This is a genomic window from Evansella sp. AB-P1 (assembly GCF_029688925.1).
Lineage (GTDB): Bacteria > Bacillota > Bacilli > Bacillales > Salisediminibacteriaceae > Evansella.
On the sequence record NZ_JARUKY010000001.1, the window covers coordinates 1 to 14,438 of the forward strand.

Below are 14,438 nucleotides of genomic sequence, written 5' to 3' on the forward strand. Positions count from 1 at the left end.
TTGTTTTAAAGAAATAATAGAGTGTTTAAAGTAAATTTGAAATAGAATAAACAGGGTAAGAAGCGAGGGAAACAAGCAAAAGGGTTCAACCTATCTTTTTAATATAAATATAATCTAAACCAATGAGCAACTGTTATATACGTAAAAGTTGCTTATTACTTATCTTATATTGCAATATATACTTTACATTAAGTAAATTATAAATCACAATTTAAGAGGAAGAGAGGTGGTAAAAACTTGAAAAATAAAAAAATGAAAATTGCAAGAGTAGAAATGGACTTGTCGCAAGAGCAACTAGCAAAGGTTGTAGGAGTTACAAGACAAACTATAGGAATGATTGAAACCGGTAATTATAATCCATCTCTAAAACTATGTAATGCTATTTGTAAAGCATTGAACAAAACGTTAGATGAAATTTTTTGGGAAAGCTAGATAACACATTCAGGGGGACCCTATAATAATGAAAAAAGAAGATGGTAGAGAAATGGAAGTTATTGATGGACGTATACAAGCATTATCTGAAAGGTTTGCTTCACAGGGTTTTTATTTTTTAGGAGGGTATGTTTTACTATCCACTTTTGTAAAGTTAGTCTTTTTGGATTTAAATTTTGTTTATTATATAGACACATTTTTAGTTTTTCTAATTGCTTGTGCTTACTATACATATCGAGGTATAAAAAACGGCATATTTATACCTTCTGAAAAAAACATGCTAAGAGAAAAACGCTTATTGGCACAATAATAGGAGCAATATTCTTTGGTTTTTTTATGACTTATATTAGTAGTGGGACAGATAAAGCTATTCAAGAACTGGTAATAGAATTTCTTTTTTATAGTATATTTTGGGGCAGTGGTATGTATTTGTGGGATAAATGGACAAATGATAAATCAAAGAAGAATGCGGATAAGTTAGCTGAATGAATTACCCATAAATAATTTTTGTTGCATGAACTGTAAGGCATTTATGATATTTTAATTGGATATAAAAGAAATTAGAGGAGGAGAAGTCTTGGAAGTATATATTATATTAGCAGTACTATACTTTCCTTATTTCATTTGGCTATCCTTGACATATATTAGGTACAATAAAGATGGAATTGGAGACTCAAAGAGAAAAGGGAAATACGTAGGATTCTTATTAACTATTAGCTCTTTTCATTTTATAAGTAATATCCTATTTGATTTAAAAGCTTCTTACGGTCTGATGATAACAACTTTATTAGTTTTGTTGTTTAGTATTTATATGTTACGAGTTGTAGTCAAAGACAAAAAATTGCTTGCAGTTATTGAAGAAAAAATATAGAAGACATTCTAATCCTTTTTATGTTAGGAAAGCAGTACATACTACTGTATTAAAACCATTTGGAGGGAAGCTAATTACAACATTTTGCACCTCGCAAATAAACCACATAAACAAAGTCTACTTGGTTATTTTAAAGGTGCACCATACATAAATTCACCGGATTTTTGTACCAATGATATATTCGGATAAGTCCTGAAACACTCGATACAATCGTTTTCTTACTTCGCCAATTTTAATTAAGTCATTTTTACTTGGTATTATGGATGGTAAAGGTGCCTTTGGTAAATAAACACTTCGGTTAATTTCTAGTTGAATCCAAGGAATAGTCCCTTGAGTACCATGATACTTAGTGATATAACCTCCCGAAAATGGATCATTTATAGTGACAAACGGAATGGTAAATTCACTTTTATTTCTTAGTCCAGATATTGCAGTTATATCATTTTCCATATTTCTATTGCCCTCAGCTTTAGAATGTTCTAGTTGATTTTCCAAATTCTCAACAGAGATTGCTTGTTCATCCTCTATTTCTTTGATCAGGTAGCTAAAATGAAATTCTAATAAAATTTTAAATTGAAGCATGAGATCTGGAGTTGCAGTGATTGGCTGATCCAATTGTTCCCCATTTACTACTGAACCTTTATTGCTAATACAAAATAAAGGTCTTTTCTCCCAAACAATTCCGTTTTTAGAAGGACCAATATCTAACATAGAATGGCAATCAATGCCTAATGCTGTATTAGGATTCATTGATGCTATTCTTAGTTTTTTATGATAAGGAATATAAAAATCCTTCATTAAGATATTAATTTCTTCCCTTGCAAGGCCGAATGGACTATTCCAAACAGATTTTCCAGAAACAGCTACAGTTTTTACAACACCGTCTGGATTAAGAGGAGGTAAGTCATTTGGATCTCGATTCATGTCTATCACAATACGAGCAATGTCAGTATCTATATATTCTTCAACTTCCTTTTGAAAATTAAATAGATCCTTTGTCCAAGTGTCGCTGTCTAGCAGTAGTTCTTTTTCGTTCATTAAGAATTTCGATAATAAATTAGATGGTATTTCCATTCCCCCATGGGGAACGGAAATAACTATCGGTAGTTTTTTCACCGGAGCACTCATGCTTATTGATCCATTAAAAATAACGCTAGTAATAAAGAACGTTGAATTAGTTCTCCTCGATGAAGGGCTTCATTTGGTGTAAATAACCCTTTACTAGCAGGGCTGAACCCACAGACAACAGGAATTTTCTGTGGTACCTCACCTGCAGCTGTTGCTAATAGACTCGATTCTGTTCCAAATGGAATATTCCATTCCATACAAATATCTTTTAATTTTTTTGTAGTTGGATTATTTTTTTTACGAATTAATGGAGGTCTTTCCACTAGATTTTCTACATATGATCGCATGCTAGATGAACTAGATGTAAATGTTTCCTTAATTTTTTGTTCTGCCTTCTTAGCTAATTCTTCATTTAAAAAGGTAACGATAACAGTTGCGTTTACACGGTGTGGTAATAAAACACTGTATCGTTCAGAGTGTACATCTTGAATAGCAACAGTTATTTTTTTGTCAGAGCTACTAATCTCTTTTAATTTCTCTGCTTTTTGAATGAAGTAGCTTAAAACATCTAATTGTTTAGAAAGGTTTCCTACTCTTAATGGATCACCTTCAACAATGACACTGTATTTTTTTGATCCACGCCGTTGTTCAGATATCTTTCCTCCTGAAAAGCCTGGTTGAAGAACGATAACTTGTTTAGCTTCGCTAGCTGCTTTTTTAAGTGTGGCACTACTGTACCGCATTCCTCTTCCTTCATCTGAATAAAAGAATATACCTAACTTAGAACTTGTGAGTAATTTTTGTTCTTTAAGAGATTGAAGTGCACTTAACATAGTGACGATGCCGCCACGACTAGATGCGATTCCCTCACCGAAAATCCATTCTTGTTCCTTTCGAAATGGAATTGGGAAGCCAGTTCTATCACCTGGTATATCAATAGGAACAACTAGGAGTGTACCATCTTTATATCCAGCTTTTGTTTCCCAAGTCCATGCAGATCGGCCGTTTGTGTACTCATCTACCACTTTTAATCCTAGTTTTTTCAGGCGATCATCAAGTTTTCTTCTTACTGCACTTAAGCCAACAGGGTCTTCAGTTCTACTGGAAATATTAGTCCATGCCTTTAATTCTGATTCAATTTTATCTCTATTTTGCGTTATAGAATTAAATAGATCAATGGCTTTATTAGGAGCATCTTCAGTATTGTTTAGGAAGTACGGTCCAAAATAACGTTCACATGTAACATCGATGAGGCGATTCATTAAGTCATTATAATTTAAGCCTACCTTTTCAGCAGCAAAAACAAATGAACCGTCTGCTCCTAAGCTTGCCATGGAGTTTACTTCTAAAATATATGGGTTTCCTTCTTTATCTATTCTGAAGTCAACTCTTGCACTATCGTAGCAGCCTAATGCGTTGAATGTATCAATGGCTAGCTGTTGTACTTTTTTCGTTAATTCCTCAGAAATAGGAGCTGGACATACCTTTTCCACTGTTCGCCCACTTTTATTTTTCTTATCTTCATACGTATAGATTTGTTCCCCTTCACCGAAGACTAGCTCAACAGGTGGTAAAGCTTCAACGGGATTGTTACCAAGTAAACCAACATTCACTTCACGGCCTTCTATATATTCTTCCACTAATGTAGGAGAATGGAATGTGTCATAGATTGTTTTTACACCATCTCTTAATTCCTCTTCGTTATGAACGATCTTTAGTCCAAAGGAGACAGCCTCATCCTTTGGTTTAACGATTAATGGATAGACTAAGTCATCTAAAATAGGAGAGTCAGGTTTGTCCATTACTGTAAACTTTGGAGTAGGTAATCCCTTTTGTATTAAGATCATTTTTGTTACAACTTTATCTAGTGCTAAAGCGTGCGTTTCCGGTCCTGATCCAACATAAGGTACACCTAGCATTTCTAAGATTCCAGGAACGTGCATGTAGCGTCCTTTTCCTTGAATGCCATAGCTTAGGTTAAAAACTAAGCCTGGTCTTTCACCAGATATGACAGATGGCATAAATTCTTCTAGCTTTGAGATAATGTTTTTATCTCCTTCAAAGGTTTTTACTTGATGCCCTCCTGACAACAATGCTTCTTTAATATTTTTGATTGTTTCTAAGCCATACTTTTCCCGATTTTGCGTACCGAATAAATTAATAACAGCTTGACTTTCCCGATTATAAACAACTGCAATTTTCACTTTTCTTGCTCCTCTCAATTTTTAAATAATTTTGGACCTTTAGCTGAACCATCTCTTCTTGGATCGGCAACACCGAAAAAGGGCTCTCCCTCCTTAAGTGGAATTTGAACACCTTGAACACAGCCTAAGTAAAAACTATAGGAGCTACGTTTTTTCAAGTCAAAGCCAGTCATTTTTAATGCCTCTATTACTTCTTTATTGAATCTTTTTTCTTCGATCTGCAATAACCCTTTATCAGAGCTATGAAACCTCGGGGCCGCTATGGCTGTTTGTAAATCATCACCTTTATCTACCAATCTTGTTATTACTTGTGCAAGAGAAGTGGAGATGCGACTACTGCCAGGGCTTCCTAGTAAAAATCTTGGTGAACCGTCTTTGAACAGTAGTACAGGGGCAACACTGCTCCAAGGCTTTCCACCTGGTAATAAGTAATATGGATGAGTCATGTTTTTGTATTCAAAAGCACTCATATAGTTGTTATAGAAAAAGCCAAGTCCATCTGCCATCGTTTTACTACCAAAGACTAATTCTATTGATTGCGTTATTCCTACTGCATTACCTTCTTTATCCACAACAGATAAATGAGTTGTTTCACCTGAGTGAGGTGGTTGTGGATAGATTTCGTGTAAGGCATAACTGCAAATATCATAAATGCGATTTGTAAGCTCTCTAGCATAGCCTTTATCAATCATCATTTGATTAACTGTTTGTAAATAGTAATCAGGATGTATTGGTACTCTTTGACGGTTTATTAATGCAAAACGAAAAGCTAAAGCTGATATAACGGAGCCCATTGGTTCTTCCAGGTTTAACATCTCTGGAGGAAACCCCTCCAATGTGTTAAGGATTTGAACTAGGACACGTCCTGCACCTGGTGGTGGAAAGGTATAAATATCATAGCTTCGATAAGTGCTTTTTAATACATCTCTTTCAATAGGTTGCGGTATTTGACAGAGATCTGCATACGTAATTAAGCCACCTCTGTTTTCCATATCTTTGACGATTCTTTTACCTATATTACCTAAATAGAAATCTTGCCAACCGTTCATACTCATTTGTTGTAAGCATTTTGCTAATTCTGGCTGCTTTACTACTTTGCCAATTTCCTTTGGTTCGTTATTTTCAAAATAATTTTTAACAATGGTCGGATCTTTTCGTAAATGTTCGGACTCCTTCTTCAATAGACGATTAATTAACGGTGTAACAACAAAGCCGTCTTTTGCTGCTACTATAGAAGGTTCAATAACATCAGAAAATGATAATCTGCCATACTTTTCTTGCATGTAACCGAGTGTAGCAGGAGTTGATGGGACTGTTGATGATCGCAGCCCAAATTTCATAGGTGTTTCTGGCGTTTTTTTAGGCTGAATATTGAAAGGGGCTCTAGATGATCCATCCATAACAAAAACACGCTTACTGTTGTTTAAATATAGTAATGCCATAGACTGACCGCCTAAGCCTGAAGCTTGAGGTTCTGTTACTCCAAGGCACAAAGCAGCAGCAACAGCTGCATCAATGGCATTTCCACCTTTTTCAAGCATGCGAATGCCTGCTTCTGTGGCCTGTTTTGAGGCAGTTGAAACCATTCCATAATCACTTTGTGCTGCAGAGGATTTTTTATTACTATTTTTCATTGGTGTACTCCCATTCTAGGATTTAAAAATTAGTACCATTTATTAAAATAGCTAAGGCCTAATACAGATATACTTATAATTTGTTCCATCCCACTTCGCTTTCACCACAAGGGTATAAGCGCGACATCTGTTCTGCTTCACTATGTTCCGCAATCACAGTGTCTACTTTACCGCGGACGACCTGCCAAGCCTACATCGGCACTATGAAGCAGAGCAAGAAGTGATTCTTCGTGCCTGCGGTGTCTCGTGTGATTCCACTCATTCCAATTGGATTAAAATTAATTTTCATCCTCCATGGTGCTACTATTCATTTACAAGGGAGATATCCTTTAAAAATAGCTAAACGCAACAAATAATTTTGTATATTGATGCGAATATTTTACCACAGAGATTTATAAAAAAGATCATTATTTTCCGTGAACAAATAATTTATTTTTTTCCAAAAAAACTCCGTCATATTAGTATTTTCAAAAGACTGCACAAATGTGCAAAAAAGAGGAAATAGTATGCTATAGTCTTCATTGATATCGTAGGAGATAAAGAAAATGGTACAATATATTTTATATAGGAAGAGAAAGATTTTAATAGGGGTGTGAGTTATGCGTTTTAATACAAAAAATGTTCATTTTCAAGAAAAACTAGATTCTGCAGAGCTTAGTAAAGCAAAACCGATATATCAAACATCCGCTTTTTCCTTTCATGATTTAGATGATATGGAAGCTTTTTTTCAAGGGGATAAATCTTATCTTTATACACGTATAGGAAACCCAAATACAGATGACCTTGGTAAAGGGGTTGCGGAGCTAGAAGGTGCTGAAATGGGAGCCGCCTCTTCATCAGGTATTTCAGCTATTTTAGCTGGAATCCTTGCTGTTGCAAAAACAGGGGATCATATTGTAGCGACAGAGGATTTATATGGTGGAACGTATGTGTTAATGGCAAAAGAGTTACGAGATTTCGGTATTGATGTGAGCTTTGTTGATTTTTCCAAGAGAGAAACAATTGAAGAAGCAATCAAGGACAATACGGTATTACTGTTTTCTGAATCGATTACAAATCCTTTGTTAAGAGTGGAAAATATTCAAGAATTGGTAGACATAGCAAAAAAATATGATTTAAAAACAATGATTGATAATACGTTTGCAACACCATTTTTGATTCGTCCTGTTGAAGCTGGTGTGGATTTAGTTGTACATAGCGCTACGAAATACATTGGAGGTCATAGTGATTTATCAGCTGGAGTGGTTGTTGGTAGTAGAACTCTGATGAAAAAAGCGAAGGGGAAAATTGCAAACTTAGGTAGTAATCTTGGACCTTTTGATGGTTGGTTAGGGTGTAGAGGATTAAAAACGCTAAGCTTACGAATGGAACGGCAATGTAAAAATGCTGCTTTTTTAGCAGAAGCTTTGTCAAAGCATCCGAATGTGAAGAAAGTATATTATCCAACTGAAGCATCGGAGAAAGGAAATGGAGCAATTGTTACAATTGCTTTAGGGGATCATATGGATGTGCATCAATTTTTTAGACAATTAAGCTGGGTAAAGGTTGTTCCTACTTTAGCTGGTGTAGAGACGTCCGTTACGCATCCTGTTGGAACCTCACATCGACCAGTTCCTGAAAAAACTAGGAGTAAATTAGGTGTTACTTATTCTATGGTTCGTATTTCTGTGGGAATTGAAGATCAAGAGGATATTGTAGAAGCATTTGAAAAAGCATTAAAGGCAAATTAATCAAACGTTTAATTAAAAGGAAGGGTGGACAGTACCCTTCTTTTTTTTGCTATCATAAGGCACCATAGTTAGAGATCATCTTAACCTACATATGCGATCTTTTTTTACCATTTAAATCAATAATAAGTTATCTGTTCTAGTTTTACAGTTCTTATTTTTGTTATAATGAAGAACGATATAACGATTCAATATTATTCATGCAGTATTTTATCGCTTTTAATATAGTAAGTAATGATGAACGAGTAAATATAAGTTGGTGACTTTTATGAATAAGGAAATAAAATGGATTCAAAGTATTACACCATCAGAAATAAGGCAAAAGGCAGTAAAGGTTGGCATTGGTGACGATGCTGCAATTATAGAGCAAGAAAAAGGAATGGAAACGGTAATTGCTGTTGATACGATGGTGGAAGATATCCATTTTACAAAACAAACAATGACGTTAGAGGCTATCGGTTACAAGGCCCTAGCTGTGAATATTAGTGATTTAGCTGCCATGGGGGCCATCCCATTATCCTATTTAGTTTCTATTGCCATACCTAAATCAGGTTGGACAGAAAAAGAGTTATCATCTATTTATGTAGGGATGAATCGATTAGGAAGTAGATATAACATGGATTTAATTGGTGGGGATACAGTGTCAACAAATGATAAGCTTGTGTTGACAGTCACTGTGATTGGCCAAATCGAAAAAGATAGAAGACTTCTTCGCACTAATGCAAAAGTTGGTGATGTCTTTTTTGTAACCGGCCCGTTAGGAAGTTCTGCTTATGGACTGGAAAAACTATTAGAGTCAGGGTATAGGAAACTCATTAATGCTGCTAAATTAAAGCCTTTTATAAAAGCACATCAAGAGCCTGAACCGCAAATAGATGGAGGGCGTATTCTTGCAGGTTGTCCTTTTCGCATTGCACTTAATGATGTTAGTGATGGTCTTGCAAGTGAAGCAAAGGAAATTGCAGAGGCTAGTAACGTTTCCATTGAAATTGATTGGGACAAGGTGCCAAAGCTTCCATTAATAGAAACATATCCAATTGAAAAACAAGAGGAATGGGTTTTATATGGGGGAGAAGACTTCCAGCTTGTAGGTACGGTCAATGAGGTTAATTGGGAAAGTTTGACAAATTTATTTGAAAAGGAATCCCTTAGTATTTTTAACATCGGCTCTGTCACACAGGGAAATAGAGAGGTTCAAGTAAGAAACAAAGATGGAATGCGATTAATTACAAAAACAGGATATGATCACTTGTAGTTGGAGGTTAAAATTATGAGCTTAAGCTGGGAGTATACGTCATCTAGCCCTGAGGAAACAGAACAGTTAGCTAAGAGACTTGCGGAATTTTTACTTGGTGGTGATATCATCACACTTGAGGGAGATTTAGGTGCTGGAAAAACTAGTTTTACAAAAGGTTTAGCTAAAGCCCTTGGTGTAAAGAAAAATGTTAATAGTCCTACATTTACGATCATAAAAGAATATGAAGGAAGAGTACCATTTTTTCATATGGATGCTTATAGGATTGAGGATGATTGTGAAGACTTAGGGTTAGAAGAGTATTTCGAGGGAGATGGGGTAACCGTTGTTGAATGGCCAAGTATGATTTTGGATCAGCTTCCCAATAATCGATTAGAAATAACGATTAAGCGACTGGAAGAAATGGTTCGTTTGTTAACGTTTATTCCACACGGAGAAAGGTATACTTCAATTTGTAAGGAGATTTTTGAAAAATGAATGGATTAGCTATAGATACCTCTACCTTTGTGATGGGGGTCGCCATAATGAAAGATAGTCAACTAGTAGGAGAATTTACGACAAATCTGAAGAAAAATCATTCTTTACGTTTAATGCCTGCCATTCGTCAATTATTTGAGGAAGCGGAAATGAAGCCTAAAGAATTAGATCGAATTATTGTTTCGGAAGGGCCAGGCTCTTATACAGGGGTTCGGATAGGCGTTACCACTGCTAAGACATTAGCTTGGTCGTTAAACATTCCGATTGTGGGTATTTCGAGTCTTGAAATCCTTGCTCAAAATGGACGTTACTTTGATGGACTTATTTCACCTTTTATTGATGCGCGACGTGGACAAGTATATACAGGGCTTTATCGCTATAAGAATGGCATGATAATTAGAGAAATGAATGATCAGCTTACATTACATCATGATTGGTTAGAAAAGCTAAAGGATCGTTTTACAGATGAAAGAATATTATTTATAAGCTCAGATATGGACAAGCATCAAGAAGCTTTAGTGCAAAAGTTAGAAGATCAAGCTGTCATTGCTGAAAATACAGATTTAGTTTTACGACCACGAGAAATGCTTCGTATTGGGATGAACAAGGGAACTGAGGGAGGTACTCACGATTTCCGCCCAAATTACATACGTCTTGCTGAGGCTGAATCAAAATGGCTTGAAGGGAATCAAGGAGAAGAAATAAAGAATAAAGGTGAATAATATGGGGACTGAGGTACAAATTAGACTCATGGAAATAGATGATCTGGATCAAGTGATGGAAGTAGAACATGATTCCTTTACTTCCCCATGGAGCAGAGCAGCATTTGTTAATGAATTAACGACAAATCAATTTGCCTATTACTTAGTAGCGGAGATTGATAAACGTATAGTTGGATACATAGGGGTGTGGATTATTGTAGATGAAGGCCATATCACAAATATTGCTGTACATTCCAACTATAGAAGAAAAGGAATAGGGGATTTACTTTTAAAAGGTGCCATAGAGTTAGGGAAAACGTTAGGGGCAACAAAGTTAACATTAGAGGTTAGAGTTTCAAATATACGTGCGCAAAACATGTATAAGAAAAATGGCTTTCAGTATGGAGGCATAAGGAAAAGATATTATACAGATAATCAAGAGGATGCACGAATTATGTGGGTGGGTTTAGAATGATAGAGATGGATAGTAATAAGGATGTTATTATACTAGCAATTGAAACAAGCTGTGATGAGACTTCTGCAGCTGTCATTAAAAATGGTCGTGAAATTTTAAGTAATGTAGTATCTTCACAAATTGAAAGTCATGAGCGCTTTGGTGGAGTTGTGCCAGAAATTGCATCACGGCATCACGTAGAACAAATTACCTTTATTATTGAAGAAGCAATGGAAAAAGGGGAAGTAACCTTTGAAGACATTGATGCCATAGCAGTTACAGAAGGTCCAGGATTAGTAGGTGCATTATTAATTGGGGTAAATGCTGCAAAAGCTCTTGCATTTGCTCATAATATTCCATTAATAGGAGTACATCATATTGCAGGGCATATCTATGCAAACCATTTTGTAGAGGAGCTAACCTTTCCTCTATTAACACTAGTTGTGTCTGGTGGACATACGGAGCTTGTTTACATGGAGAAGCATGGATCTTTTGAGGTGATTGGTGAAACGAGAGATGATGCTGTGGGAGAAGCATATGATAAAGTGGCTCGAACGTTAGGATTACCGTATCCTGGTGGACCTCATATTGATCGTTTAGCTCATGAAGGAGAGGCAACAATCAATTTCCCTCGTGCTTGGTTAGAGTCAGGGTCCTATGATTTTAGTTTTAGTGGTCTGAAATCTTCCGTTATTAATAAGCTACATAATGCAAAACAAAAAGGAGAAGAACTATCAACAGAAGAAATTGCTGCGAGTTTCCAAGAAAGTGTGATTGATGTTCTTGTTACAAAAACAATGCTAGCAGCAAAGGAGAAAAAGGTGAAGCGGATTTTACTTGCTGGTGGTGTTGCTGCAAATAAAGGTCTCCGTAGGGAATTAACAGCTGCTTGTAGTAAGCATGGTTTAGAGTTGACTATTCCACCTATATCATTGTGTACAGATAATGCTGCAATGATAGGGGCGGCAGGTACAATTTTGTACTTGCAAGGGAAAAGGTCGAATGACAGATTAAACGGCCAGCCTGGTCTTGTATTATAAGTTTTAACCTTCTTGTCCACAATAGGATAAGAAGGTTTTTTGTGATACGACTGTAGGGTTGTGGATAAGTGTTTTCTGTAAAAGAAGGAATTTAAGTCAATGAGGAAAGCAAAAATGTTCACAAGATTGCGACTCCTTCAGGGTTTCCCATTCTTATAAATACGAATATATGATCTTGTTAATAACATGTTATTAACAGTCTGTGGATAATGTGGATAAATCAAAAAACAGTTATTCCACCAATACTGCACTTGTTAACAACAAAATTGTGGATAAGTACACTAATTTGTGAATAACATGTAAAAACTATTGATAAATCTAACTAAATTATGTGGATAGTGATGTGGATAATGTGGATATGTAATAGAAATGTTTATTTAAGACTAGTTTGTTTATTCTGTATTTTTATATTGTGGATAATAGGGCAGTCTGAAGTATATAAAGGAGCCGGAGTACAGAACAGTGAGGATTTATCTGAAAAAAATATTGTTGTTCTACTAATACCAGGATTGTCATTTGAAGAGATGGATGCAGTTCTTGAGGAAGCCCGTTATGAACAATTATGGTCCAGCGGTGCATTTGGTTCAATCAATCTAAAGCCGGATGGGAGCTATTCTTATTTAAATAATGCTGTATCCTTAAGTACTGGTAAAAGAGGCTTAGGGGTGAAGGGATGGAATGCCTTTGAAAGAGAGGAGTTAATAGATGGTACGCCTGTAGATGAATTATTTCTACAATGGTATGGGAAAGCACCACTATCCTCCATTGTGCATCCATATTTTCATTTATTAGAGAAAAAAAATAAGGAAGGAAGCTTTGAGCCAACAATAGGTTTGTTAGGAGAAAACCTCAATCAACAGCAAGTATATACATATGTTATTGGGAATTCAGATGTACGAAATGAAAAAACTCGGTATGGATCTTTATTTACAATGGATCAAAAAGGCAATGGAAATGGAGATCTTCATAGTGTGATTGTGGATAACTATTCCTTTCCTACAGGAAAAAAAACAGATTCGGTAAAACTTGTGGATAAAATAAATCAAATCCAAGGAGAACAAGGTCGTACATTCATTGTTGTGGAATGGGGGGATTTACATCGTCTCTTTTCAGAAGCAGAGTTAATGGAAGCTGATCATTATGAAGATCAATATACAAAAACGCTAGCTAATTTAGAAAAAACAATATACTCTCTTTTTGCTGAAACAAAAGGTGAGTTGTGGATGGTTTCCCCTAATGTAAATACAGAGGCTTATAAGCGTAAGAACCAATTAGGGCCAGTTTGGGTTTGGAAAGAAGAACGGGGACAAAAAGGCATGTTATATTCCAATACAACACGGCGAACCTCACTTGTTAGTAACACAGATTTAGCAGATACGTGGATAAACGCTTTTACTTCAAAAAATGATGACCAGAATTCGTCTATTGATTTTATAGAGGATTTCTCAAGTGATGATTGGTATATTCCTAAATTTCAACAAAGGTTAAAAGAAATTAACTATGTTTTTGATAAAAGGGGTGCAGTTCTTTCAAGCTATGTATCTTCACTAGTCGTGTTGTTGATAATAGTGACATTCGTTAAATGGTTATTCAATGAACGACTGAGCTGGAGAAATGGAGCAATATTATTACTGTTAAGTGGAGTGTTATCTCCATTTCTATTTTTAGTTTCATCGCCTTGGGTAATAAACGTTCCTCCACTAATTTATGTGTTGTTTATCATGGCTGGGAGCATAGTGTTGGCATTATTATTAAAAAGGCTAACAAAACATCCCTTTAGCTTAGCTTGTTTTTTTACATTTTTTTCATTAGCTGTGGACGTTTCTTTAGGGAGTTATTTGACCCATCGATCATTTCTTAGCTATGATCCAGTAATAGGAGCAAGATATTATGGTATTGGAAATGAATATGCTGGCATCTTTTTAGTTTGTGGTTTATTTTCAGTCACACCATTTCTGAATGACGTGCACAATGAAAAAAGGAAAGAAAAGCTTAAGAATTGGACGAAAACGGCATTTATGCTTCTGTTAATTATATTTGTACTTGGTGCATCCACTCTTGGGGCAAATGCAGGAGCTAGTATTTCTACTGGAATGGTCTTTTTGTTTGTCTCGTATTGTTTATTATTGAAAAAAAATAATTTAGTAGTAAAAAGTAGTATTATCGGATTTGTAACCATTATATTATTTGTAGCTCTCTATTTATTGCAAATGGGACAGCCTAATAGTCACATTTCACTAGCATTTCAATCATTATTTCAAGGAGAGTGGTCTATCATTTGGAATACGATAGAAAGAAAGCTACAAATGAATTGGAAAATATTCCGAATCTCATATTGGACCCAGCTATTCATTACGAGCTATTTTCTCATTGGAATTGTGTTGTGGAGACAGAAAAAAGACCAGCTACATGAGCAACAGCGTTTTTTACTTAATGGTGCAGTTGTAGGGTCGTTAGCGTTACTTATATTGAATGATTCAGGTATTGTAGCGGCAGCCACATCCATGTTCATAACCTTAAGTGTTTGTTACGGGTGGTCTTTTATCAATCAATTAGAAGAAAAAGGATAACCAGC

The 14,438-nt window shown here is 35.6% G+C and carries 13 protein-coding genes; 10 read left to right on the forward strand and 3 right to left on the reverse strand.

What is annotated here, in order from left to right:
* Positions 1 to 237: 237 nt before the first annotated feature.
* From QA612_RS00005 to QA612_RS00015, 3 genes are all read left to right on the forward strand, one after another.
* The gene (locus tag QA612_RS00005; protein ID WP_278281683.1) at positions 238 to 432 is read left to right on the forward strand and encodes a helix-turn-helix transcriptional regulator; all 195 of its coding nucleotides are present in this window, start codon (positions 238 to 240) and stop codon (positions 430 to 432) included.
* Between the two features lie 28 nt (positions 433 to 460).
* A complete protein-coding gene (locus QA612_RS00010) occupies positions 461 to 742 on the forward strand; it encodes a DUF6773 family protein (protein ID WP_278281684.1) in 282 nt (93 codons plus the stop codon).
* 267 nt (positions 743 to 1,009) lie between these two features.
* On the forward strand, positions 1,010 to 1,303 hold the full coding sequence (locus QA612_RS00015; protein WP_278281685.1) for a hypothetical protein: 294 nt from the start codon (positions 1,010 to 1,012) through the stop codon (positions 1,301 to 1,303).
* 153 nt (positions 1,304 to 1,456) lie between these two features.
* Here QA612_RS00015 and QA612_RS00020 read toward each other — a convergent pair whose 3' ends face one another.
* The 3 genes from QA612_RS00020 to QA612_RS00030 are packed head-to-tail and all read right to left on the reverse strand — an operon-like array spanning position 1,457 to position 6,209.
* Entirely contained in the window at positions 1,457 to 2,419 is a 963-nt protein-coding gene (locus tag QA612_RS00020) for an N-formylglutamate amidohydrolase (RefSeq protein WP_278281686.1), read from the reverse strand.
* A 14-nt stretch (positions 2,420 to 2,433) separates the two neighbouring features.
* Positions 2,434 to 4,575: a M20/M25/M40 family metallo-hydrolase gene (locus tag QA612_RS00025; RefSeq protein WP_278281687.1), complete on the reverse strand. Its 2,142-nt coding sequence runs from the start codon at positions 4,573 to 4,575 to the stop codon at positions 2,434 to 2,436.
* A 14-nt stretch (positions 4,576 to 4,589) separates the two neighbouring features.
* Complete coding sequence (locus tag QA612_RS00030) at positions 4,590 to 6,209, reverse strand: gamma-glutamyltransferase family protein (RefSeq protein WP_278281688.1); 1,620 nt, start codon at positions 6,207 to 6,209, stop codon at positions 4,590 to 4,592.
* A gap of 599 nt (positions 6,210 to 6,808) precedes the next feature.
* Between QA612_RS00030 and QA612_RS00035 the strand changes: the two genes are divergently transcribed.
* The 7 genes from QA612_RS00035 to QA612_RS00065 all read left to right on the forward strand — a co-directional run bounded on the left by QA612_RS00035 (position 6,809) and on the right by QA612_RS00065 (position 14,433).
* Positions 6,809 to 7,939, forward strand: coding sequence for a trans-sulfuration enzyme family protein (locus tag QA612_RS00035; RefSeq protein ID WP_278281689.1), 1,131 nt, complete (start codon positions 6,809 to 6,811; stop codon positions 7,937 to 7,939).
* A gap of 265 nt (positions 7,940 to 8,204) precedes the next feature.
* Entirely contained in the window at positions 8,205 to 9,191 is a 987-nt protein-coding gene (gene thiL / locus QA612_RS00040) for a thiamine-phosphate kinase (RefSeq protein WP_278281690.1), read from the forward strand.
* Between the two features lie 15 nt (positions 9,192 to 9,206).
* A complete protein-coding gene (gene tsaE / locus QA612_RS00045; RefSeq protein ID WP_278281692.1) occupies positions 9,207 to 9,668 on the forward strand; it encodes a tRNA (adenosine(37)-N6)-threonylcarbamoyltransferase complex ATPase subunit type 1 TsaE in 462 nt (153 codons plus the stop codon).
* A complete protein-coding gene (gene tsaB, locus QA612_RS00050) occupies positions 9,665 to 10,390 on the forward strand; it encodes a tRNA (adenosine(37)-N6)-threonylcarbamoyltransferase complex dimerization subunit type 1 TsaB (protein WP_278281693.1) in 726 nt (241 codons plus the stop codon). The genes tsaE and tsaB overlap by 4 nt, the downstream gene beginning before the upstream one ends.
* A 1-nt stretch (position 10,391) precedes the next feature.
* Positions 10,392 to 10,844: a ribosomal protein S18-alanine N-acetyltransferase gene (rimI, locus tag QA612_RS00055; protein ID WP_278281694.1), complete on the forward strand. Its 453-nt coding sequence runs from the start codon at positions 10,392 to 10,394 to the stop codon at positions 10,842 to 10,844.
* 5 nt (positions 10,845 to 10,849) lie between these two features.
* Positions 10,850 to 11,863, forward strand: a complete 1,014-nt coding sequence (gene tsaD / locus QA612_RS00060) for a tRNA (adenosine(37)-N6)-threonylcarbamoyltransferase complex transferase subunit TsaD (protein ID WP_278282095.1) — start codon at positions 10,850 to 10,852, stop codon at positions 11,861 to 11,863.
* A 341-nt stretch (positions 11,864 to 12,204) separates the two neighbouring features.
* Positions 12,205 to 14,433, forward strand: a complete 2,229-nt coding sequence (locus tag QA612_RS00065) for a hypothetical protein (RefSeq protein ID WP_278281695.1) — start codon at positions 12,205 to 12,207, stop codon at positions 14,431 to 14,433.
* The last annotated feature ends 5 nt before the right edge of the window (positions 14,434 to 14,438 follow it).

Coding starts and splice junctions, on each gene's coding strand:
- QA612_RS00010 (WP_278281684.1), top strand. CDS start 461: ATGAAAAAAGAAGATGGTAGAGAAATGGAAGTTATTGATGGACGTATA.
- QA612_RS00030 (WP_278281688.1), bottom strand. CDS start 6,209: ATGAAAAATAGTAATAAAAAATCCTCTGCAGCACAAAGTGATTATGGA.
- QA612_RS00035 (WP_278281689.1), top strand. CDS start 6,809: ATGCGTTTTAATACAAAAAATGTTCATTTTCAAGAAAAACTAGATTCT.
- thiL (WP_278281690.1), top strand. CDS start 8,205: ATGAATAAGGAAATAAAATGGATTCAAAGTATTACACCATCAGAAATA.
- tsaE (WP_278281692.1), top strand. CDS start 9,207: ATGAGCTTAAGCTGGGAGTATACGTCATCTAGCCCTGAGGAAACAGAA.
- tsaB (WP_278281693.1), top strand. CDS start 9,665: ATGAATGGATTAGCTATAGATACCTCTACCTTTGTGATGGGGGTCGCC.
- rimI (WP_278281694.1), top strand. CDS start 10,392: ATGGGGACTGAGGTACAAATTAGACTCATGGAAATAGATGATCTGGAT.
- tsaD (WP_278282095.1), top strand. CDS start 10,850: ATGGATAGTAATAAGGATGTTATTATACTAGCAATTGAAACAAGCTGT.
- QA612_RS00065 (WP_278281695.1), top strand. CDS start 12,205: ATGTGGATAATGTGGATATGTAATAGAAATGTTTATTTAAGACTAGTT.